The sequence below is a fragment of the Halolactibacillus alkaliphilus genome (assembly GCF_900115465.1).
Taxonomy (GTDB): Bacteria; Bacillota; Bacilli; order Bacillales; family Amphibacillaceae; genus Halolactibacillus; species Halolactibacillus alkaliphilus.
In genome coordinates this window covers 1-22,995 of record NZ_FOWN01000024.1, presented here as the reverse complement: position 1 = coordinate 22,995, position 22,995 = coordinate 1, and the positions used below count along the sequence as shown (strand labels likewise).

The 22,995-nt window shown below is 36.7% G+C and carries 19 protein-coding genes; 3 read left to right on the top strand and 16 right to left on the bottom strand.

Translation table 11 applies throughout. The features are described from left to right. Window positions 1-46: 46 nt before the first annotated feature. The 10 genes from BM163_RS09875 to BM163_RS09830 all read right to left on the bottom strand — a co-directional run bounded on the left by BM163_RS09875 (window position 47) and on the right by BM163_RS09830 (window position 14,506). Window positions 47-805, bottom strand: a complete 759-nt coding sequence (locus BM163_RS09875) for an iron ABC transporter ATP-binding protein (RefSeq protein ID WP_089802675.1) — start codon at window positions 803-805, stop codon at window positions 47-49. After that, the gene (locus BM163_RS09870) at window positions 799-1,746 is read right to left on the bottom strand and encodes an iron chelate uptake ABC transporter family permease subunit (protein WP_089802673.1); all 948 of its coding nucleotides are present in this window, start codon (window positions 1,744-1,746) and stop codon (window positions 799-801) included. The genes BM163_RS09875 and BM163_RS09870 overlap by 7 nt, the downstream gene beginning before the upstream one ends. Further along, window positions 1,736-2,689 carry an ABC transporter permease gene (locus tag BM163_RS09865; protein ID WP_089802671.1) on the bottom strand — a complete coding sequence of 318 codons (954 nt, stop codon included), beginning with the start codon at window positions 2,687-2,689 and terminating at the stop codon, window positions 1,736-1,738. Before BM163_RS09865 ends, BM163_RS09870 begins: the two co-directional genes overlap by 11 nt. Before the next feature lie 302 nt (window positions 2,690-2,991). Further along, window positions 2,992-3,975 (bottom strand): helix-turn-helix domain-containing protein, encoded by a 984-nt coding sequence (locus tag BM163_RS09860; RefSeq protein WP_089802669.1) that lies wholly within the window; start codon window positions 3,973-3,975, stop codon window positions 2,992-2,994. Between the two features lie 20 nt (window positions 3,976-3,995). Then, window positions 3,996-4,814: an oxidoreductase gene (locus BM163_RS09855; RefSeq protein WP_089802667.1), complete on the bottom strand. Its 819-nt coding sequence runs from the start codon at window positions 4,812-4,814 to the stop codon at window positions 3,996-3,998. 334 nt (window positions 4,815-5,148) lie between these two features. Then, entirely contained in the window at window positions 5,149-5,688 is a 540-nt protein-coding gene (locus BM163_RS09850; RefSeq protein WP_089802665.1) for a ClbS/DfsB family four-helix bundle protein, read from the bottom strand. A gap of 207 nt (window positions 5,689-5,895) precedes the next feature. After that, window positions 5,896-9,573 carry a helicase-exonuclease AddAB subunit AddA gene (addA, locus tag BM163_RS09845; RefSeq protein WP_089802663.1) on the bottom strand — a complete coding sequence of 1,226 codons (3,678 nt, stop codon included), beginning with the start codon at window positions 9,571-9,573 and terminating at the stop codon, window positions 5,896-5,898. Next, on the bottom strand, window positions 9,573-13,025 hold the full coding sequence (addB, locus tag BM163_RS09840; RefSeq protein WP_089802662.1) for a helicase-exonuclease AddAB subunit AddB: 3,453 nt from the start codon (window positions 13,023-13,025) through the stop codon (window positions 9,573-9,575). The genes addA and addB overlap by 1 nt, the downstream gene beginning before the upstream one ends. 277 nt (window positions 13,026-13,302) lie before the next feature. Continuing rightward, window positions 13,303-13,836 (bottom strand): signal peptidase I, encoded by a 534-nt coding sequence (gene lepB / locus BM163_RS09835; RefSeq protein ID WP_089802660.1) that lies wholly within the window; start codon window positions 13,834-13,836, stop codon window positions 13,303-13,305. 13 nt (window positions 13,837-13,849) lie between these two features. Next, the gene (locus BM163_RS09830) at window positions 13,850-14,506 is read right to left on the bottom strand and encodes a TVP38/TMEM64 family protein (protein WP_089802658.1); all 657 of its coding nucleotides are present in this window, start codon (window positions 14,504-14,506) and stop codon (window positions 13,850-13,852) included. Between the two features lie 150 nt (window positions 14,507-14,656). On the opposite strand from BM163_RS09830, the gene BM163_RS09825 reads away from it, so the two are divergent. Next, the gene (locus BM163_RS09825) at window positions 14,657-15,076 is read left to right on the top strand and encodes a YhjD family protein (protein ID WP_089802656.1); all 420 of its coding nucleotides are present in this window, start codon (window positions 14,657-14,659) and stop codon (window positions 15,074-15,076) included. A 176-nt stretch (window positions 15,077-15,252) separates the two neighbouring features. On the opposite strand, the gene BM163_RS09820 is transcribed toward BM163_RS09825, so the two are convergent. Further along, window positions 15,253-15,801 (bottom strand): competence protein ComK, encoded by a 549-nt coding sequence (locus BM163_RS09820; protein WP_089802654.1) that lies wholly within the window; start codon window positions 15,799-15,801, stop codon window positions 15,253-15,255. Window positions 15,802-15,974: 173 nt separating this feature from the next. On the opposite strand from BM163_RS09820, the gene BM163_RS09815 reads away from it, so the two are divergent. Next, complete coding sequence (locus BM163_RS09815; RefSeq protein WP_089802652.1) at window positions 15,975-16,427, top strand: DUF3939 domain-containing protein; 453 nt, start codon at window positions 15,975-15,977, stop codon at window positions 16,425-16,427. Between the two features lie 37 nt (window positions 16,428-16,464). Here BM163_RS09815 and lplA read toward each other — a convergent pair whose 3' ends face one another. The 4 genes from lplA to liaF form a co-directional block, all read right to left on the bottom strand. Further along, window positions 16,465-17,460, bottom strand: a complete 996-nt coding sequence (gene lplA / locus BM163_RS09810) for a lipoate--protein ligase (protein ID WP_089802650.1) — start codon at window positions 17,458-17,460, stop codon at window positions 16,465-16,467. A 61-nt stretch (window positions 17,461-17,521) separates the two neighbouring features. Next, window positions 17,522-18,256 (bottom strand): MBL fold metallo-hydrolase, encoded by a 735-nt coding sequence (locus tag BM163_RS09805; protein WP_089802648.1) that lies wholly within the window; start codon window positions 18,254-18,256, stop codon window positions 17,522-17,524. 31 nt (window positions 18,257-18,287) lie between these two features. Next, entirely contained in the window at window positions 18,288-20,522 is a 2,235-nt protein-coding gene (locus BM163_RS09800) for a transglycosylase domain-containing protein (RefSeq protein ID WP_229675551.1), read from the bottom strand. A 133-nt stretch (window positions 20,523-20,655) separates the two neighbouring features. Further along, on the bottom strand, window positions 20,656-21,396 hold the full coding sequence (gene liaF, locus BM163_RS09795) for a cell wall-active antibiotics response protein LiaF (protein WP_089802646.1): 741 nt from the start codon (window positions 21,394-21,396) through the stop codon (window positions 20,656-20,658). A gap of 145 nt (window positions 21,397-21,541) precedes the next feature. Here liaF and BM163_RS09790 point away from each other — a divergent pair, with 145 nt between their 5' ends. Then, window positions 21,542-22,705 carry a M20 metallopeptidase family protein gene (locus BM163_RS09790; protein WP_089802644.1) on the top strand — a complete coding sequence of 388 codons (1,164 nt, stop codon included), beginning with the start codon at window positions 21,542-21,544 and terminating at the stop codon, window positions 22,703-22,705. Between the two features lie 83 nt (window positions 22,706-22,788). Here BM163_RS09790 and BM163_RS13885 read toward each other — a convergent pair. After that, window positions 22,789-22,995: hypothetical protein (locus tag BM163_RS13885; RefSeq protein ID WP_220083667.1), on the bottom strand; the 207-nt coding region annotated here is incomplete at its 5' end.

Here is a 22,995-nt window from a genome sequence, read left to right as displayed (position 1 = left end):
TTATTTTTGGGCCCAGTAGTAAAGTCGCACATCAGAGTCAAAACCATTAAGAAAAATATAAGCAGATACGACATTGATCAATATCTTGAATCTTGATATCCATGTCATAAACTTCTTTTAACACACCATTACGGATAATCTCTTCCGTTGGTCCTTTTTTAATTACTTTCCCATCACGTAAAGCAACGATATAATCAGAGTAGACGGAGGCAAAGTTCACATCATGCAACACAATAACAATCGTCTTACCTAATTCATCTGCTAAACGTCTCAGCACTTTCATAATTTGAACGGAATGTTTCATATCTAAATTATTAAGTGGTTCATCAAGTAATATATATTCGGTATCTTGTGCAATCACCATAGCAATGTAAGCTCGCTGCTTTTGACCACCACTGAGCTGATCTAAGAACTTATTTTCCATTGTTTCTAATTCCATATAATGAATCGCACTATCAATCATTTTTTCATCAAGGTCCGTTAGTTTCCCTTGTGAATAAGGAAAACGACCAAAACTAACAAGTTGTCTCACAGTTAAGCGTACATTAATATCATTCGCTTGTTTTAAAATTGACAACTTTTTAGCAAGCTCTTTATTTTTAGTTGCCGATACTTCTTCCCCATCAATGAGAACTTCACCTTCATCTTTGGCAATCAAGCGACTAACAATGGACAGCAAGGTACTCTTACCAGCGCCATTTGGACCGATAAAAGAGGTGATTTTACCTTTTGGAATGGTCATAGACACATGGTCTACAACAGCCGTATCGCCATAAAGCTTTGTTACTTCTTTAATTTTCACCATGTTCTATTCTCCTTTAAAATAAGATATAAGAAATAAACGCCACCGACTAAGTTAATGACTACACTTAGCGTTGTTGAAAAGTTAAATACACGGTCAATAACGAACTGACCACCAACAAGAGCAATGATACTAACAAATACAGTCGCTAAGATCAACACACTATGTTTATATGTTTTAAACATTTCGTAAGTGACATTTACGACAAGAATACCCAGAAACATAATGGGTCCGACCAGGGCGGTGGCAACCGCCATAAGAATAGCGACAATGACCATAAGTTGTTGTACCACACGGTTATAATCAACACCTAAGTTCACCGCATGACTTTTACCGAGTGATAACACATCTAAGTATTTAGTGAATCTTAATAGGTAAAGTAAGGTAATGAGAATGATGCCAATTGATATATATAGAAGGTCGGTCTGAACGTTATTGAAACTCGCAAACATTCTGTTTTGAACAATCAAAAACTCATTAGGATCAATCAATACCTGCATAAAGGTAGATAAACTTTGAAAGAACGTTCCAAAGATTAACCCTATTAACAGAAGAAAGTAAATATTATTTCCTCTTTTAAATAATAGTTTAAATAGAATTAGCGCGAAAATAATCATCAAACCGATTGATAGAAAATAATTCAATGTTTGATTAGTTGCAGACACGTTTGTTGAACCGTAAAAGAAAATAATCACTGTCTGAATTAACTGGTATAATGCATCCAGACCAATTAAACTCGGGGTAAGAATACGGTTATTTGTAATGGTCTGAAAAATAATTGTAGCAATAGCAATAACTGCACCCGTCACAGCGATTGCTATAATACGTGTAAAGCGTCGCTCTAAAATATATTGCCAGTTACCTGTTAAATCAACAAATAAGAACAATGCAATAGCAACGACACTGCCAACTGCTAATAGCGTTAACTTCATTTTATGACTCATACGCTGACCTCCTCATTACTAGATAGAGGAAGATAAAGCTACCAACGACACCAACAATGACACCAATAGCGATCTCATAAGGGAAAATAATTAATCTTCCTATAATATCGCTTGCAAGAAGGAAAACAGCACCTAATAAGGCTGTAAGCGGCAAGCTATTTCTCAAATGATCTCCTCGATACATTGAAACAATATTTGGTATGATTAGACCTAAAAACGGAATTGTTCCTGCTGTTAAAATGACAACAGATGTGATCAAAGCAACAATAATCAAACCTGTGTTTACAACCACTTTATAATTTAGACCTAAATTCTTTGAAAAATCTTCTCCCATACCTGCAATTGTAAAACGATGCGCAAAAAGATAACTAATAATGACGAGTGGCAGACTAATGTAGAGTAGTTCATAACGTCCTTCTAAAATCAAAGCAAAATTCCCTTGAAGCCAACTTGACATATTTTGTATTAAGTCATTTTGATAAGCGATAAACGTTGTAATCGAGCCAACAATATTACCAAACATCAATCCAACGAGCGGAATAAATATCGGATCTTTAAACTTTACTTTATCTAAGATTTTCATGAAAATGAGTGTTCCTGTAATTGAAAAAATAAAGGCAACAATCATTCGTTCTAAAGGCGTCGCCTGATGAAAGAACATCATCGCAACTAATATACCTAAGCGCGCAGAATCCATCGTGCCAGCTGTTGTGGGTGACACGAACTTGTTTCGACTTAATTGTTGCATTATCAGACCAGATACACTTAATCCGACACCAGCAAGTATAATACTAATTAAACGTGGAATCCGGCTAACTAAAATGATTTGTTGTTGTTGACTCGTTAAGTTAAAAATATCAGTAAATGATAACGGTACAACACCTATAAATATCGATAAGATGGATAAAATGATTAACACGGGGACAAGCACTTTATATTTCAATGTAAAAAATCCTTTTCTCTTTATTCGATAATGAGAGTCATTATCAATTAGTAAATCTTATTTTACCATTTATTGACCAAGTGTCAATAGTTAAACTATAAATAACTGAAAGTTTATAAAAAAACAAAGCCACTAATGTAATCTCACTTACAATGCTCTAATTGCTAAAGATAATACTTAAAAACGCCTTTAAATCAAGGGGTTTTCTCGATTTAAAGACGTTTTATTTTTACTCATTTTGTTCTAGGCTTAAATAGATTGTTTTTGTCAACATACCACGACCGAATTCACATGACCTTTGACTAATTTCTAAACCTCTTCTTAAACTGTCCAACAGTTAAACCTGTCCAACCCCTAAACGCTCTATTAAATACATTAGCATCTGAATAACCTACTAGAAAAGCTATTTCATCAGTTGACATCGTACTGTTTTTCAAATAGTTTCGGGCCATTAATTCTCTTGTATGATTTAATTGCTTGATAAAGGTAGTGTTTTCTACTGCAAGCCTTCTTTGAAGTGTTCTAGGACTTACATTTAACTCTACTGCTACATCTTCTACCGTGTAAGTGCCACCTGGTATCAACTCAATTAATTCATTCCTAACCTTTGCCGCATAAGAATCATCAGCTTCAAGTTCAGCTATGCGCTTCTTTAACTCCGGCTCTAAATAATGCCACATTGTATTATTCGCGGTAATAAAAGGTTGGTGCATATCAATTAAGTCAAGTGTGAGTATATTCTTATCATGCCTTTGAGGTTTCATCCCGAAATATTGTTCGAATTCATCACCGTAATTATATTGAGAAGCTACTTTTTTAGGTATGATCTTTATACCTGTTGCTTTTCTGAGAATGGCCACTATAAGCACTTGTTCACTTAAGACTGTAAACCTGGGGATAGGGGTATGCTGATCATCAAATACAAATTCTAATTCAAGTGTATGGCTATTTTTAACGATATTTAGAGCAAAGGGACCCATTAGCTGCTTATACTTTGCTAGCCTCTCCACACATTTTACTCCATTTTTAGCGCACATAGCCGCAAATAGTGGCGGAACGAATAATACAAGCTCTTCAACATTGCTGAGTCCTAAGATGTGTTCGTTAGTCGTTGCTGTTTCCATGCTATTCATAAATGAGATATATTGTTCTTTACTAATACTGATACCCTCATCATTCATATTCTCCCATGGAATACCAACCTTTTTAAAGATTTCTTGGCTATTCACTCCAATATCTTCAAGAAAATTCTTGTAGGATTGATCAATAAAAAAGAAATTCCCCATTAGCTCACCTACTTTTATTGTTACATTTGAGATTTTACAAACTTATCAAAAACTTTATCTGACACAAGTTTACGAATGAGTATCGCAGGCTTAGCTCCCATACCGACAAGGTATCTCGTTTTTGGTTTTTTTACTGTTGCGGCGGTTACGATTGCTTTAGATACTACTTTGGGATCTGAAAGACTTGTTCCACTATAATTTTTACGCATGTTATCCGCTGCTTTTTTTGCGCTTGTTTTGTATACACTATTTTCAGATACTTTCTCAAGATTATCTGCTGAAATAATACCCCAATCAGTTTTAATACCTCCGGGTTCAATAACTACAACATCTATCCCAAATTGTGCCGTCTCCAATCTCATACTATCACTTAGTCCTTCTACCGCAAACTTAGTCGCGTGATACCATCCACCAAAAGGTGTGTAAATTTTCCCTCCAATAGATGAGATATTAATAATTCTTCCGAATGTGTTTTTTCTCATATGCGGAAGCGCCAACTGACTCATGCGAGCGAGACCAAACACGTTGACTTCTACTTGTCTCCGGGCTTCTTCCATAGGAACATCCTCTATCGCGCCATATGAACCATACCCAGCATTATTAACAAGGACATCTAAACGTCCTTCATTCTTAATTATTTTTTCCATACTATTAACCATTGATTCTTCACTCGTGACGTCTAACTCTAAAATATGGATACCTTTCTCTTCAAGCGTTTTAAGTTTATCTATTCTTCTAGCCGCACCATACACTGTAAAACCTGCTTGATATAAATCTAGTGCTGTTGCATAACCGATACCACTACTCGCGCCTGTTACTAATGCTACTTTTTTATCCATTCTTGCACCCCCATCATTACTTGTCCAAGCATTAATCAATATGACCTAATAACAAGGACTGTAAAATAATTATACAAGGTTTATTTAATTATTTTAATTGCAATACATGACTTTAAATCTGCAATTCGCGCCACACCTAGCAACGTTTAGAAATGTATTCTTTCTATTTTTCTATTTTCAGAAGTCTAAAACCCACCTGTTGTTGACTCATAGTTCTGTGAACTGGATATTAACAACATAATTATAAGGACACCAATCATGACATGTTTTTTCAACTCATTCACATTTAATCTAGCAAGTAGTTGAGGATTGACCTGCGTTTTTTTACATGGCATTAACTAAGTACTTTTTTTCTATGACGCTTCATTTTGTTCATGGCCCATTCATAATGGCTACAAGTAGCAGAAACACAGTAGCTACCGATACTCGTCGTGCCACTCCAATCATAAAAACCTTTTTCAAATAACCCTTTTTCATCTAGGTTCGCAATTAAATCCATGACTTCCCTGTGACTATTCTTTAACATCTTCTCAGCATGATCATAAGACGTTATTTGATGTTTCTCCCAAAACATCATGTTCATGTCACCATACGTTTTCCAATTGTACGCGTTCGGTAAAAAGGCGCTTGATTGGTTGTTCAGATTAGTGGTTAGCCAATTTATAAGGAGTTTATGCCACTCATAAAGATGTATATAAATGTCACGAAGATTTTTATCACGCGTCCAGTGTGCAGCTTGATCACTTTTAGGTTTATCAAAACTAAAGGCTGTCATCTTATCTTCAGAGCTTAACCCTTCTAACATATTAAACATCTGATTAAACTGTCGATGTGCTTGTTCTATTAACGTTTCTTTTGTCTTTGGTTTTACCATAAAATCACGCTCCTCATATGATGATTTCTTTAAATCTCTATCATCCGGGTTCTTTCTTAAATTGATTATATAACGTTCAGAGTGAGAAGACACTTTTCTCAAGTACGCATGTCTAAAAAAATTAAAACCCTTCTCCTATAGATATGTGCTGCCATAGGAGAAGGGTAATCAACACTTGTGAATCATGACTATAGGGTGATTATCTTTTTACAACTCCATTAGTAGATCTTTATCGAAGAAATACAATTGACGTCTGTGTACTTTAATCGATAAAATCTCCTCAATGGCTTCCGTATATAAGTCTAATTGAACACGGTAACGTTCCGCTAACGTTTGTTTTTCTTTCTTAGTCACGTTTCCGGTAATGGTATCCGTTTTATAGTCAAGGATTTCCCATCCATCAGTGGTTTTATATAACACGTCAATCACACCTTGAATAAAGACATCTTCCTGAGTGCCTTGCCAAGATGGATCGACTTTACTGATGTCAACTATATAACTAAAAGGGGTTTCTCTTTCTAACACTTCTGCCTCCCTCATGCGACTCACAATGGGTTGGTCTAGAAAGCGAAGTATATATCCCACATCAATGGCGTCAACTTGTTCATGTGTCAAAATTTCCTTTGCTTCTAGTTCAGCTAAATACTCAACTAAACTTGTTTGATCCCACTGTCGTTTAAAGTTTACATGCTGCATCACCGTGTGCATCGCCGTACCCGCTTCTGCTTTAGTAAGTGCCTTTTCTTCCTGCATAAAGAGAGGACGCTCTTTTTTAAACGGACGTAATTGTCTAACGAATTGATCACTCGCGTACGGGTCTTTTTCTGTTTTACGGCGTTTAATTTCTGTGACACTTTGTTTTGCTTGTTGAGTCGTTGCCATGTGATGTGGGTAGTGATAAGTCAACCTTTCACTAACTAAGTCATCTAACTCTTTACTCGTTGCATCAACCACTGTCTGTGACGTTAAGTGTTCAAAAAGATCAATGGACTGCTTATTCTTTTGGCGTTCTTCTATTCGATAATCGTCACTATTTTTTTGACGCACAATAAATTTTGACGTGTCACCTTTTAAAGAATATTGAACAGGCGCTTCTTCTCTTAATACCTCACCACTTTCATGACGCACTAAACTCATCGCAACCCAGTCTAAGTAAGACTGACTTTCTAGCCTTAAGGCAGCCGGTAACACATCTTGGTCATGAGGAATGACCTCTTGATACTTTTTCACTTTCTTACTAAAGTCACGAACGGCCCCAATCATTACAAGTTTTTCTTTTGCCCGAGTTAAGGCCACATATAAAACACGCATTTCCTCAGCCCATTGCTCTTTTTTCATTTGTTCTCGGATAGCACGGTACATCAGTGTTGGGTACATTAACCTCTTATTAGGATCAATGTATTTACTACTAAAACCAAAATCTTTATGCAGTAAGTATTTGGCATTTAAGTCTTGTTTATTAAACTGTTTATCCATCGCACCTAATATAACCATCGGATATTCTAATCCCTTACTCTTATGAATGGTCATTAACCGAACGACATCTTCTTTCTCCCCAAGTGCCCGAGCAGCTCCTAAGTCTTCCCCTCGTTCTTCCATACGCTCAATCATTCGGAGAAAGCGGTATAATCCACGGAAAGATGTCTCTTCATAGCCCCTTGCCCGGTCATAAAGTGCGCGCAGATTCGCTTGGCGTTGCCGCCCTCCTGGCATACCACTAACAAAATCATAATAACCCGTATCGCGATAGATATACCAAATCAAAGCCGACAAGTCGAGCGTACGATTTTGAATTCGCCAATCAGTGAATTGCTCTAAAAATTGCTGTAATTTCACTTTCAAATTATCGTTGTGCGCGAGGGTATATTGTTTGGCTGCCTCATAAAAGCTCACCTTTTGGTTCGTCAAACGAATTTGGGTAAGTTCTTCTTCATTAAGACCAACAATGGGTGATTTTAATACACTGGCAAACGGAATATCTTGTTTTGCGTTATCGATGATTTTCAACACATTCAGCATGACTTGTATTTCAATGGCTTCTAAGTAACCCGTATCGAGTTCGGCATAAACTGGGATCCCTTGTTTTTTAAGTTCTTCCATAATAACCGGCGCATCGGTTAATGACCGCAGTAAAATAACAATATCTCGGTAATGACAGGGGCGTGACTCTAGTGTATCTTTATCAAACACAAGTGTCGCTTCTTTTTTTCCATGACCAATCCATTGTTTGATTTTCTCAGCATACGCACGTGCTTCGAGTTCCGCTTTTTGCAGGTCATCTTGATCGTCATCTATCGCTGTTTGCGCGGCACGGTCGATAATGATGAGTTCCGCTTCTGGATCCGATTTTACTTGCAAGTCATAATTGGTATTACCATAAATCAGTTGTGAATCATCATCATAGTCCATTTCTCCAACCGTTTCATCTAACAATTGACGAAAGATAAAATTCGTCGCATCAAGAACTTGTTTACGACTACGGAAGTTTTTAGCTAAATCAATCCGGTGTCCAGCGGATTCTGTCGTTTTAAATGTTTTAAACTTGTTTAAAAACAAACTTGGTTCCGCGTGGCGGAATCGGTAGATGGACTGTTTCACATCCCCCACCATAAATAAGTTACCAGGATGCTCTTTCGTAATCGCCCGTAAAATTGTCTCTTGGACCATATTCGTATCTTGGTATTCATCAATGAGTACTTCGGTGAACTTTCGTTCAAGCTGACGAGCAACGTCTGTTTTCTCTACACCTGTCGGTGTTTTTTCAATTAAGACAGCCAACGCAAAATGCTCTAAGTCGTTAAAATCAACAAGGGCTCGTTCTTTCTTTTTCTCTTGATACCCAGCTTGAAAGGCTTTAACAAGATTAATAAGCGTTTGCACGGTTTGTGTCATTGATTGGATATCGTTTTCCTGATCAACCAAGCTACGGGTAAAGTAATCACCTTTTAAGTCAGTGAGTAATTTCTTTAAGCGATCACGGTGATCTTTACACTGTGCTTTTAGGTCTGGATTGCATTCCACTTTTTTCCTAGAGAGAGCTTTAAACTTCATATCTGACATCGCTTCAGCTAAAGCATCCCACCCTCGAGTTTTGGCTTCAATTAACTTATTAATGAGCAACATATCACTGTCATAGGCTTCTCCATAATGGTAGGGGCCATCCGGTAAAAGTGTGATTGCGTGACATTTCTCGGCTTCTTTATTTGCTTGTTCGAGTGTAGCAGTAACTTTATCCACAATAATACTAAACCAAGGACTATTTTCTATCCCTTCACTTAATTGATAATTAGCAACAACTTCATCTAACCACTCTGTTGGCCAAGGATGTTTCATCGCAAAGTCATTTAGCTTTAAAATAATGGCTTCAACATCTTGATCGTGACGGTCGCTACTGAAACGGTCGACAACATCAAAGAAGGCCGCTTGTTCTTTATTTTCTTCACTGTACCAATACTCAAATAAATCTTCTAGCACTTCTTGACGTAATAAATCAGCCTCTAAATCATTCGCAATCCGAAACCCTGGGTCAATATCTAATTTATAACTATAACGTTTAACTAAATCTAAACAAAACGAGTGCAACGTTGAAATCGATGCTTGTTGTAAAAGTGTTGCTTGCTTTTTTAAATGATCCGACGTTGGATTGTCTTCAAGAGCCACGTCAAGGGCGAGTTGTACCCGGGTCCGCATTTCCTGGGCTGCGGCATTCGTGAATGTTGCGACCATCAATTCGTCAATATTAACAGGATCTTCTGTATCAATGACTTTTTGAATGATGCGCTCGACGAGCACAGCCGTTTTGCCAGAACCCGCGGCTGCTGCCACTAAAATGTCTTGTCCTTTTGTATAGATGGCTTCTTCTTGTTGTTCTGTCCATTGTGGCATTAGCGATTCCCCCGTTCTCTTAAACTTTGAAATAATGTTTCTTCATCAACATCAGGTAAGGTACGGTAATGATGTTCATCCAATGATGGATCAAACTGACATACTGATTTAAACGGGCAATACGTACAGGCCGTTTGATTTTGTTTTTGGTACGGATTTAATGACACATCACCCGAAGAAATGTTCAAACCTGCATTGGTAATTTTTTCTCTCACATATTTTTGAAGCTGATCAAAATCTTCAAGACTACGTGTTTTCGACCGGCTGCCAAGTGTACCGTCTTTTTTAATTTCAAATGGTGCAACAGGGCTACTGCCAAATTCAAGTGCTGTATCCATTAATGGCACAATAGTTAGATCATCGACGAGTAACCCCTGCATTTTATACAGTTTAAATAATTCTTGTTCTAATTTATCTGATGGGACAATATCGGGTTGACTGAGGAGTTGGTCATGGACATGAAAGTATAGTACCCCAGCTGGCGTTGCTTTTAATCCAAGCCAGTGCTCAGAATTTTGTAAGAGTACATCTAAGTAGGCAAGCATCTGTAGCGATAACCCGTAATAGACGTCTACTAAATCTAAACTCTTCTTGCTAGATTTATAATCAATAATGCGTAAATAAAGCTGATTATCTACTTTTGCTTGGTCAACTCGATCAATTCTCCCTCTTAATATAAGTTCATAACCATTTGCTAACGTTGTACGAACAGGTGCTAGTGGACTGTCTGGTAAACCGAAGCCTACCTCTAAACCAATCGGACTAAAGCGTGTTCGACGCGCTTGTTCGCTTAAAATAAATGTCGCTCGACCAATCACTGTTTCTAGTTTTTTGCTCATGTATTGATAACGATTTGAACTATGCAAAATCTGATGTTGTAAAACAGGCGATAACTTTTCCATCACGCGCTTTGCATAGTGACTTGCCTCATGTTCACTTAAGTCTTCAAATTGCTTTTCTTCGACTTGTACCCACTCGGTAATTTGTTTTAATGCCTCGTGAAAAAGTTGACCAATATCAGGCGCGTCTAGTTTATATGTTTTTCGTTCTTCTAAATTTAAACTATACTGCGCAAAGTGTTTATAAGAGCATTGATAATATTGTTCCATTCGTGAGACACTTGTTTTTATTTTCTTTTGGTAAATATCATCTACCGTCGATTGCTTTAAATTAGTCGGTAAATTTTTGTAATATAAACTCTGCTTCATTGACAGTAGCACATCATGTCGCTTCGTTTTCACAAACCAATTAAACACACTCCACCAAACCTGATTAATTGGATAAGAGCGATTAAATTTCGCCAGTTGTGCCGTAAGGGCTTGACGTGCTTTTGATTCAGTTGAAATGAACCTAAGTGGGTCAACCATCTCTTCAGGATCTTGAAGAATCATTTGCTCAGCTGTCTCAGGAAAAATTTGATACATCCGCTTAATTAAGCTAGCCGGCATCTTCGCTTTCCCTTCGGTATCACTTAATGCATAGCTAAGCCATAGTTTTTTCTTTGGTGAAGTGACAGCTAAATAAATATAAAACCAGTCATCAATTAACTGCTCAGTTTCACTATCTGCAAGTTTAAAACCTTGGTCTAGAAGTATGTGACGTTCTTCTTCTGTTAATACGGTATCTTGATTTGGTCTTTTAGGCCACGTACCTTCATTAACTCCGATTAAAAAACTAACAGCGGCATCAGGCATCCTGGAATGATCAATTGATCCGACAATCACATGATCTAATGTTGGTGGGACGTGTTGATACGTCAGACTGTCGAGGCCCGTTTCAATGACTTCTTTTAACGTATCTGTCTTCATTTTCTCATCACCAATTATTTCAACGATCTCATCAAATAAGCGCAGCACTTCTTGCCAGACTTGTTCTTGATCACGTGCTTTTTTAATTTCTCCTGCTTGTTCAAGTGCCTCTTGCCAATCTTCAAGCGTTAAATCGACATTGATTGCTTCAAGGAATTCATAAAGCGCCACCATTTTTTCACGGACTGATGTGCTCTGTCTTAATTTCTCATCAATAGGTTTAAGGTAGCGTGTAACATGCTCACGATAACGATTGATTAATTCTTCTATTTCACTTTCTTCATCTGTCTTCACCCTTTTATCAAAGCCTCTAAAGCGTTGATAATAAAAAGACTCTTTACTTATCCAACGTTTACGCCCTTTAATACCATACTCTAAAACGTAGTTCTCTAATGTATCAATTGCGTCATCATCAAACTGTATTGTCTCATCCCCTACGGGGAAAAACCCCGTTTTAAGAAGTCTAAAAACACTGTCATAACGCCACTCTGTTTGAACAACGTCAAACAATGATCGAATTAATTCAATAAGCGGATGATTGAGCATTGGTTCTTTCTCATCTATGAAGACAGGAATACCGTAGTCATCAAAAATTGTACGAATTAAATCATGATATAACCCCTCATCTCTTAACATTAAGGCTATATCCCGGTAGCGATACTTTTCATCTCTAATCAGTGATAAGATTTCTTGTGCGACTCCTTCTACTTCGGCGCGCGGATGGACACCATAGGCAACTTTTAAGTCTACTGGACCATTTAGTGGCGCAATAGGGCGTATATCAAAGGCATGATCTAAATGTTGAATAAAGCCTGTTGCATCCGTCTTTTGTACATGAATTACTGTTACCTGTTGCCCAGCTTCTTTTGCGAGAGCTTTCACTTCATCAAAAGTATCTTTTGTTTGTGTGAAAATATCAAATGGTTCGATTAAATCAACTTTTGATTCAGGCAATGTCAATGTAAGTGTGATATCTTTCGTATGGTGCATAAGTTTTGTAAGAACAGCTTGCTCTAACGGTGTGAAGCGATGAAAACCATCAATATAAATGGTCGCATCTTTTAAATAAGCAGAGTCTAGTATTTTTTCCTCTAATAAGCGCAATCTATCTTCACCATCAATAAAGCGCGCCCTAAGCGAATGTGTTAAATTTTGGTATATATAATAAATATCAGCTAACTTCTCTCTTAGACCATTAGTCAAATTTCCCTCATTATAAACTTGATGGATGTGCTCAGGAGAAATATTATAACGTTTAAACTCCGTTATTAATACTTCTAACTGTTCAATAAAACCTTTCTTTCCAATTGATTGATTAAACATATACCAGTCTGTTTGACGCTCTTCAATAATCTTCCGTAGCATCATCTGCACACCAGTCGATGTAATCATGTTTTTTGTTGCACCACCAGTCTCTTCCATTACCCTAAAGGCTAGTCGTGAAAAACTAAGCACCTGCGCTCTAATACTGCCTCGAATATCCCCTTCTAATAATCGGAACTCCTGTTGGAATGTCATTTGTTCAGGGACAATAAAGATAATTGGTTTTCCAACAGGTGCTTGTTTGAGTAATGTTCTTATTTCATCTCTTATCATTTGGCTTTTAGTTGTAGTGTTTGAACCTAAAATAAATCTGACTGCCACTATGTCACCCCATTCTCTTTTACGAGTGTTTGTTCTTATTTTAACATATCTTACTAAACTATCAGTATTATTTAGGATATATATTCGACCCTTTTTCTGTAAAAGTTATTCTCAAATAGCGGTTGCCTCACTCAAACCGGTTAAGAAATTAAGTAATTTAAAATAACCGCGTTAAATATATAAATACCGTCACAACAAGAAGTTAAAACCCTTGATGTGACGGTATTGTTCTTTTGTATTTTTTAGTGTGATACTATTTAAGTTTTTCTCAGCCACCTTAATTTATCCATTTAATTGTCGGATAATAACTCATCATCACACGTCCTGTAAGTTGTGCTTCATGAATCAAACCGAAATTCCTGCTATCAAAACTACGTGAGCGATGATCACCTAATAAGAAATAATGATTTTCCGGAACTTTGCGACCGTCTTGAATCATATGAAGTGAAAAATCTACCATCATATTGAATTCATCCGTCGTTAAGTGTATTTCCTCTACGGGATTACCATTAATATATAGCATATGATTTCGGTAATCGATTACCTCGCCAGGTAGGCCAATAACTCGTTTAACGAAGTAAGTTCCATCTTTCCGTCTAAATACAACAATATCAAAGCGTTCCACCGGTCGATAATTATATCCCCATGTGTCAATAACAATAAAGTCTTGATTATATAACGTAGGTTCCATCGAATGACCATCAACTATAAAAACCGTAAATACATAACTCTTCAAAAACAACAATAGAATGAGAAGAAACATCAGTACTTTGACCATATGAAAATCCTGACTTTTGTATAGATGCTTCATTTACTGTCACCTCTCATTCATACTCATCTGGGTGAATTTCCCCCTTCTTAAATAAGAATTTTTCAATATACTTACCCAAAATCCAAAATAGTGAAATTCCTACACCGACAAGAATTGTCCTTATTGGATTCTCTGTAAATGACGTAATACTATCGCCAACATAAGCAAGGGAAAAAATCATAACCATTTTACCCAGGACAACCGCTAGAAAAAATTGAATAAAACTTACTCGAGAGATAGCCGAAACAAGATTAATTATAGCTGACGGTGAAAAAGGGAAACATAGTAATATGAATAGCGGGCCAAAACCATGGCGCTCTACCCAACTCGTCACGCGTTTAACCTGCTTATTTGTATAGATCCACTTAAGGAAAGTCACGTGACGAAAATGTCTAATGACAAGAAATACAACAATTGATCCTGAGACAGCCCCTAACCATGAATAAAAGAAACCTCGCAATAATCCATAAGCAGCTGCATTAGCCATGACGATAACAAAAATAGGAATAAAAGGTAATAATGCTTCTATGAATGGCATTAATATACCCGGTAACGGACCAAAACCTTCATAGATGAATAGTAACCGTTCTAATAACTCTTCATATTGGCTAGCCTCGAGGAGCTCTCTAACTTGTTCCCATGTAATTGAATCCGGCAGTGGTTGTGACAAATCGAACTCCCCCTTTTCATTATATATTTGACGTCTTAATAACTTCTATGGTTACTTATTCCCCAATTTTGATATAATATAACACTTTTCTTTTATATGAAGACCTGCTAAAATAAGAACTAACATTCCCTTTATAAGGAGAAATTAATCATGCATCAATTACCAGAAGACTCTTATCATATATTATTAGAGTACATTTTTTTATCTTTTACCATTGATGTCTTAGAATCCGAACTGCAAATCCTATGTCAATCAACAGATATTAAATTGCAAGAAACTTTTATAGCATTTATTAATCACACATCTTCTATCGCGAAATATAGACGTCACCTTTTAAAAAAAGAAATAAAAAGAAAACAGCTTTCAGTACAACTTTTAGAGAAAAATGAAGTTTTCACTTCTTTTATGCTTATACTTGACAATAAAGAAGAACATCGTGATTTTTTCAATCCAGCTATTAGAAAGAAGATAGAGTTTCAACTAATAGCTATGAAGAAATTTATGCCATACAAATTTCTGGATATATGTGCAAAGCCAGAATTGCAGTTGAAGAGACAAAAGTACCGCTAAATCAAAATCTTTAAGCTTTGATTTAGCGGTACTTTTGTCTCTTCAACTAGGATAGTTGTATATGCCAGTAATAAAAGAACATATTTATTTAATATAACCATACATTCTGAGAAACCATTGAAAAACACTACAATTTTAAGATTAAATTAAATACACTTATTCTAGTGTAGAAAAATTTATGTGAACGGAGTATCTTTATATACGCCAAAGACTTTAAGAATATTTTCTAACACCTGTTTTTGTTGACCTTTTCTTAAATGTTCGGATAATATATAGCGATATTGAGCAGTCTTAAAAACTTGATTATTCATTATTCCTTTTGATGTTGGAACATATAGTTCAAAACCATTACGAAAAAGTAATCGAGTACCTCCGTAATCGCCATCTAATATTTTTCTGATATGAGAGTGTGAAAACCATGAGCATGAAGAGCTTGAAGGGGATTCATTAGGAAAGAAGAATAAGTTGTGGACTGAACTAACGGCAATCGGAGCTTTACTATTAAAATCACACAATAACTTAGCGCCATCAATTCTTGAAATCATTTTTTCACCGTAGTTTTGACATGCCTCATTAACGAGGTGGTTAGGAGTCGCTTCAATAAGAAGTGTTGCTTCTTCGTCTTCATCATAGATTAGTGTCCTCCACACTCCATCAACTTCCGTAGGAATAAGTGCCATTGTAGAGTCTGACAATTGATAAGTGGAACGTTTTTCACAATTCAAACAAAACACCCTTTCGTTATTATATTTAGAAAAAATTACTAACAACTAAAATTATACATGATAACAAATTTAATGCAATAAAATTCTGAATAATACAACAGAAAAGATTATATTATTGTAAGCGTTTTTTTGGTATAATCTAAATAAATAATAATATGAGAGGAGATGACTAAATGTGGCGCCCATTTAAGAAGAAACACAAAAAAATATATCCCACAAAAGATATGTCACTTGACGAACTCAAGCAAGGCATTAGACAGTATATAAACGACTTACCCAATGAAGTTCCTCTTTCCACATTGATCAATGATGACTTGACAATCAACTATCAAAAATTAGCCCCTTATCTAAATGCTAGACCAATCCAAACATACTACATGTCTAAAGAGACTTATGACATATTTGATGAAAATCAAAAGCAGCTCGCTGAGGATTTAGATTACATCCAACGAGCAGTAGATCAATATATTCAACTATCGAATGAATTACCTGTGATTCATGGTGACCCTTATTTAAAAGTCAGTTATCATAAACTAATGAAAAGAGGGCTCATAACCTACCGTCCAACACATGAATTCTTTATTGACTCAAAAGATCACTTGATCAACTATGCTAGACCAAAATAGGTAGCCAAAGAAACTTACCAAGCTACCTACTTTGTATTTAATAAATCAAATTAATTAAATCTTCTTTAGCAATTTTCCCTAGGTAATGAGGCACATCAATTTCTTCTAAAGCTTTTTGAATTGCTCCCTTTTGATAACGAGTATCGATGAGTGCTTCTTCTATTACAGTAACATCTCCCACACCAAAGAAATCTCCATATATTTTACAACTTTTGATTTGACCCTTTGACACATCCATACGAACATCAACCAAACCAGCTGGAAACTTGTGCGACTTTTGAATATCAAATTTCGGTGACTTACCGAAATTCCAATCCCAGTTTTGATAGCGCGCCTTTGAAATTTTATGAACTTCTTTCCAATCTTCATCCGTTAACTTATATTTAGGGACATTGTTTAAATCATCCACATTAAAAAGGTGGCGCAACAGGTGTGATTTAAACTCTTCCATAGTCATTTCTTCAGCAAGAAATTCAACGATATTAGCTACACGACTACGAATAGACTTAATGCCTTTAGATTTGATTTTCTCAGCACTTACATTAAGAGCAGCTACGACATTCTCAATTTCAGAGTTAAACATTAAAGTACCATGGCTAAACATTCGCCCTTTAGTAGTAAACTGAGCATTGCCGGAAATTTTTCTACCTTCCACAAGCAAATCATTTCGACCACTTAGTTCGGCTGGCACACCTAAACCATGTAACGCTTCAACTACTGGTTGGGTGAACTTCTGGAAATTATGAAAACTCTCACCATCATCTTTAGTAATAAAACTAAAATTCAAATTCCCCTCATCATGGTACACTGCCCCACCACCAGAGAGGCGCCTCACAACCTTAATATTATTTCCATCTACATATTTTGTATTGATTTCTTCTATTGAGTTTTGATTTCTCCCAATTATTATAGACGGTTTGTTAATATAAAAGAGCAAATATGTATCTTTTTCGCCAAAGTTATTTAATACATACTCTTCTATCGCTAAATTAATATACGGATCAGTGATGCCCTCATTATCAATGAACTTCATATTTTATCCCCCTTGAAAAATGTAAATACTTACTTTATTTTAAAAGAACACACTGTAAAAATCAACCAACATAGAATTCTAAACCTGAACTTGCCAGAAAAATATTTCCCCGGAAATACTTTTCTGCCTGAGTCACTAGATTTTTTCTATCCCCAAAATGCGGATGATGCGATAACACTAACGTATTTACATCTGCCTCTCTCGCAAGAACAGCACACTCTTTGCTATTCATATGGCCGGCTTTTTTTCCGTTTTGCCCATCATAAAAATTACAATCGGCAATAAGTAAATCTGCTTTTTTACTAAATGGAATAAAGCTATCTTTATAGCTTGAATCAGCAGTGAAAACAAATGTACTTTGCCCATCTGTAATTCTCATTGCAAAACATGTAACGGGATGATCTGTTTTCAAAAAAGTAATAGTAAATGGCCCTAAATCCAGTGGGATATCCGGATCATACATATACCCCTTAGTAAAATCATGATTCAGGCGGGAAAAAGCTTCTTTATCGTGACCATGGCCGTAAATAGGCAAAGTTTTGTCACTATCTCTAATGCCGTTTTGCACTAACATAAAATACTGTAAAACACCAATATCAGCAATGTGATCATTATGATAGTGTGTTAAAATCACCGCATCCAACTCATATGGATCTGTATATTTAGGCAACTGACTTAAAGCAGCACTCCCACAGTCTAACAAGAGTTTAAAATTATCTTTTTCTATCAAATAACTAGAGGTTGCCTCACCTTCCTCAGGGTAGCCGCCCCAAAAACCAATCACAGTTACTTTCACAATTTTTTCCTCCCAGCTTTTTTATGATTTGCTACCTTTCATTAAACAACGACAACATAGCAGCGTTTGATTGTTTCCCCGCCTGATTTGTTAGGGGATCAATAGGCTCAACGTAATAACTGGTCGCCCTTAGAACATTGGGGCGATCAATAATAAATAAACCTTCTCCTGTTGTTTTACCCACCAGCTTTCTTTCATCATCTGTCACCTCATAGATATGATAAATGATGCGCTTATCCACTGATGCTGTCCAGGTTAATTTCGCTTTAAATAAATTAAAGCCTCCTAAACTAAAAGATGCATTCAAATCTGTGATTAAAGGCAATTGTACTGGTTCTGGGAGATCATTGACATTACTCGGTCGTCTAAATGCAGTAGAAATATCCATTGAGTGACTTAAGTCAGATAAGAGTGCGTTTGAAAGATTTACTGCTTGTGAACTCCCTTTAGTTAAATAACGCTCTGCATCACTTTGATCAAAACCTATCCACGTCGCTATCGTAAAATCTGGTGTTAAACCAACAAACCACGCATCTTTTGATGCGCCTTCAACTATTCCGTGCTCAGTGGTCCCTGTTTTTCCCGCTAAAGCACCTTCATAGTCAATGGCACTAGCGGTTCCATCTGAGATAACACGTTCTAGCATATTTAACGTATACCACGCTGACTGTTTATTAAACACTTCGTACTCTTTAGGAACTTGTGCTTCAACATCATTTCCATTTCGATCAATCATTGATATTATTGCTGTTGCTACAAGGTAGTTACCCTCATTCAAATAAGTATTGTAAGCTGCGGCCATCTGAATAGGCGTATAGCCAGTGGACAACCCACCTAAAGCAATCGCTAATCCTTCATCATTTGTCGATAGACCAAGATCATTTAGATACTTTTTACTCGTCGCAATACCTATATCATTTAGTACAGAGACAGCTGTTGTATTTTTAGATTGAGCAAGTGCGTCTACAAGAGAAATCTCTCCAATGTATTGATGATTAGCATTCCTAACCATATAACCATTAAAATCTTGTTGTTCATCAACTAAGATTGAATAGGGATGATAGCCATTTTCTAGTGCTGGCGAATAGACAGCCAAAGGTTTAATAGCTGACCCTGGCTGCCGACTCATTAAGGCTTGATGATGATCTTGACCAATGCTGTAGTCACGACCACCAATCACAGCTTTTAATCCAGTCGTTTCTCTATCCACAATAACAACACTGCCATCTACATCATCATTGGAAGCTTCATAGTATGATACGTTGCTTACATGTTGATAAGCCTTTTCTTGCATAATAGGATCCATATGAACTGTGATCGTATAACCACCACGCTGTAATTCCCTGCGCGTAATGTTAAACCTAGATTCAACCTCTTGAATCACAATTTCAAGATAGTCATCAATGTATGGCGACGGGTCCGTTGGTCTTGGTGACACACCGAGTGCCTGTCCTTGCAATCTTAGTAATTCTTCTGTAGAAAAGTAGCCTACCCGGTGCATCTGATTTAAAACTATATTGCGTCTGACTAGGGCGTTTTCTTCACTAATATAGGGCGAGTAGATATTAGGACCTTTAATCATTCCAGCAAGAAGTGCGCCTTCAACTATTGATAAATTCTCAACAGATTTACCAAAAAAGAATTGACTTGCTGTTTCAATACCGTGAATGCCATGCGCAAAATACAACTCATTTAGGTAGAGTTCTAAAATATCATTTTTGGAGTAGTGTCGCTCTAAATACATCGATGCCATAACTTCCTTTGTTTTACGCATCCATGATTGATCATTGGTAAGAAATAAATTTTTACTTAACTGCTGGGTAATGGTGCTAGCCCCCTCTACTTTATCGAAGGCAACAATATCCTTATATAACGCTCTTAAAACAGAACGAAAGTCTACACCAGCATGTGTATAAAAACGTTCATCTTCCGTCGCAATAAATGCAGTTAATACATGTTCAGGTATATCCGATAATTCTACTAACACCCTATTTTCTGTATATAGCCTACCTGCTGAATCACCCGCCTCGGTGATAACATGCGTTGTTGCGGGTAAAACCATCTTCTTTTCATCAACAATTAAGCCCCCACCGTAGATAATAAAGAAGAAACCAAGACTACTCAATATAATTATCGATACAATGCCTATAGTGAGATACTTTAACCACCCATATTTAGTAATGCATACATAGACATCTTTCAGGCTTTTTAAAACTACCTGTTTCGTTTGCATCAAAATACGTTTTACTTGCTGACTATCATTCATGGTGTCGCTCCTCTTTACTTTCTTTATCATCTTTTTTTAAAAACTAAAAACACATCGTCTTTCCCTCTTAATTAAATCTACAACACGATTATATTATACTGACGTCAAAGACTAAAGAAGAACGCTTATTGGATTAAGATTTAATAATACGAACGGAACCAGATTTTAAGCGAATATTGAGTTTCAATTTATGTGTTGCTTCAGTATAATTATCTGTTTCGTACACCATTTCTTTGTTGATGCCCTCTGTTTTTTGTTGAAACAACATAATTTCTCCCGCCATAACTTCCGCATAAAGATTCACAGCTAACCCCTCAGGTAATACAATGATAATTTCTCCCGCCAATCCTGTTAAAGTAAAAGGTGTTTCTCCTTCTTCAAGTTTTGCGTCAGTAAAATCAAACAACTGTTGGCCAAACAAATTGGAGCGGTGCGTTGGCTTCACATGCCACACTCCTGTTTGGTGCTCTTCACCAATTGAGTGTTTCTTTTGATTTGTTCGCCGCTGTTTCGCTTGTCTCTTCCACATCTTTTCTTTTACTTTAGAAGTAACACCAAGAAGGGACAAACCAATAAAAATAAGAATAAGTGGCCATAAATCAAACACGTCATCAAAATCAAAATCAATCAAGTTTTGTTGTCCTAGAAATACAAGAACACCATAAACAGCTAGAAAAACACCTGTAAATAAACCGGTAAAACCTTGTAGCCCCTTTATAAATAAATAGATACCTAATAAAAATAAAAAGCTTGCTAAAATATAAGGGAAAACATCATCAAGATTAAAAGCATACACATCGAGATTCTCTAACAACAAAAGGGAGCCAGATAAGATAATGATAAGTGCAATAACAGTTTTTAGTAGGTTTGACATTGACTTCACCCATTTCTATATAAATAAGTTTCTTCTATCATTATAGATGAAACTTATTTGAATGAAAAACAATAACCTTAAAAGCGTATTCAGAAAATTTATCCATTATGTTATAATGGGAAAAACATACATAAGGATGAGTGACATGACAATAAAATGCTTTGTAACAGAGGCCCATTTCGATGAAATGGTTCATATTAGACGGTACTTGCATCAACACCCTGAATTATCATTTCATGAAGAAAAAACGGCGGATTATATTTGTCACTACTATGACAAGTTAGGCATTGACTATCAACGACATATCGGTGGTCACGGAATTGTTGCGACAATTAAAGGAACAAAGCCTGGTAAAACGATTGCTCTTCGGGCTGATTTTGATGCTTTACCTATTCAAGATCAAAAGGACGTGGATTATAAATCAACTGTTCCTGGTGTCATGCACGCATGTGGGCATGATGGCCATACCGCTACACTGCTTGTCACCGCAAAGATCTTACATCAACAAAAAGAGCATTTATCAGGAAAAGTTGTTTTGATTCATCAACCCGCTGAAGAAGTTGCACCGGGAGGTGCGGCAGCAATGATTAAAGACCGAGCGCTAGAAGGGGTCGATTATGTTTTTGGGACACACTTATGGGCAAGCTTACCGGTTGGTACCATTCAGACAACAGCTGGTGAATTTATGGCAGGAGCTGATCGATTTACGATTGAGATTAACGGTGTAGGTGGTCACGGGGCTATGCCCCATGACACCAAAGATGCTATTATTATAGCAAGTGCACTTGTTGGAGAATGTCAAACAATTATAAGTAGACGTATTGATCCACTCGATACAGCTGTATTAAGTATCGGAAAGTTTCAGGCTGGTGATGCTTTTAATATTATTGCTGGAAAGGCCACTCTTGAAGGAACTGTGCGCACCTTTTCTCCACGCATTCAACAACAAATCATTAAGGAAATGACGGCTATTATTGAATCATTTGAAACACGCCACGGCATTACGATTGATTTTGACTATATGAAAGGTTATCCACCAGTTGTTAATCATAAAGATGAAGCAGAATATGTGATTAACATTGCCAAAGAAACACCCGGTGTATCAGAGGCTTCTTTCACCCGGCCATCGATGACAGGTGAAGACTTTAGTTATTACTTATTAGAAAAACCAGGGGCTTTTTTCTTCACGGGCGCAAAAACAGACGGCATATTCTATCCGCATCATCATCCTAAGTTTGATTTTAATGAAGAAGCCATGCGAATAGCTAGTAACACATTTCTTAGCATCATTACTTCATTTAAAAATTGAACTACCCCCACCTAACATTCTCACGAATGTTTGAGGAAGGGGGTTCCATAAGGACACCCTAAAGGCAACCCATGCTCATTCAACTAAGCATAGGATTTTCTACTCTCCAACCGCCGCAAACCTATTTTCTCAACATCTGTTAAAGCATGTTGGGGAAATAGTGTGTTCCAGGAACACAACTTGCTTTGGTCGAATCGTTCCGTCTGGTAGAACACATGGGTTCTAACAAAAGACAGGGTACGCATCATATACGCCCATTGCGTCCAATGATGTAGACCTTGTTTCTGCTC

Coding starts and splice junctions, on each gene's coding strand:
- liaF (WP_089802646.1), bottom strand. CDS start 21,396: ATGTCAAACCTACTAAAAACTGTTATTGCACTTATCATTATCTTATCT.
- BM163_RS09825 (WP_089802656.1), top strand. CDS start 14,657: ATGCATCAATTACCAGAAGACTCTTATCATATATTATTAGAGTACATT.
- addA (WP_089802663.1), bottom strand. CDS start 9,573: ATGCCACAATGGACAGAACAACAAGAAGAAGCCATCTATACAAAAGGA.
- BM163_RS09800 (WP_229675551.1), bottom strand. CDS start 20,522: ATGAATGATAGTCAGCAAGTAAAACGTATTTTGATGCAAACGAAACAG.
- BM163_RS09790 (WP_089802644.1), top strand. CDS start 21,542: ATGACAATAAAATGCTTTGTAACAGAGGCCCATTTCGATGAAATGGTT.
- BM163_RS09855 (WP_089802667.1), bottom strand. CDS start 4,814: ATGGATAAAAAAGTAGCATTAGTAACAGGCGCGAGTAGTGGTATCGGT.
- BM163_RS09850 (WP_089802665.1), bottom strand. CDS start 5,688: ATGGTAAAACCAAAGACAAAAGAAACGTTAATAGAACAAGCACATCGA.
- lplA (WP_089802650.1), bottom strand. CDS start 17,460: ATGAAGTTCATTGATAATGAGGGCATCACTGATCCGTATATTAATTTA.
- BM163_RS09870 (WP_089802673.1), bottom strand. CDS start 1,746: ATGAGTCATAAAATGAAGTTAACGCTATTAGCAGTTGGCAGTGTCGTT.
- BM163_RS09860 (WP_089802669.1), bottom strand. CDS start 3,975: ATGGGGAATTTCTTTTTTATTGATCAATCCTACAAGAATTTTCTTGAA.
- BM163_RS09815 (WP_089802652.1), top strand. CDS start 15,975: ATGTGGCGCCCATTTAAGAAGAAACACAAAAAAATATATCCCACAAAA.
- lepB (WP_089802660.1), bottom strand. CDS start 13,836: ATGAAGCATCTATACAAAAGTCAGGATTTTCATATGGTCAAAGTACTG.
- BM163_RS09875 (WP_089802675.1), bottom strand. CDS start 805: ATGGTGAAAATTAAAGAAGTAACAAAGCTTTATGGCGATACGGCTGTT.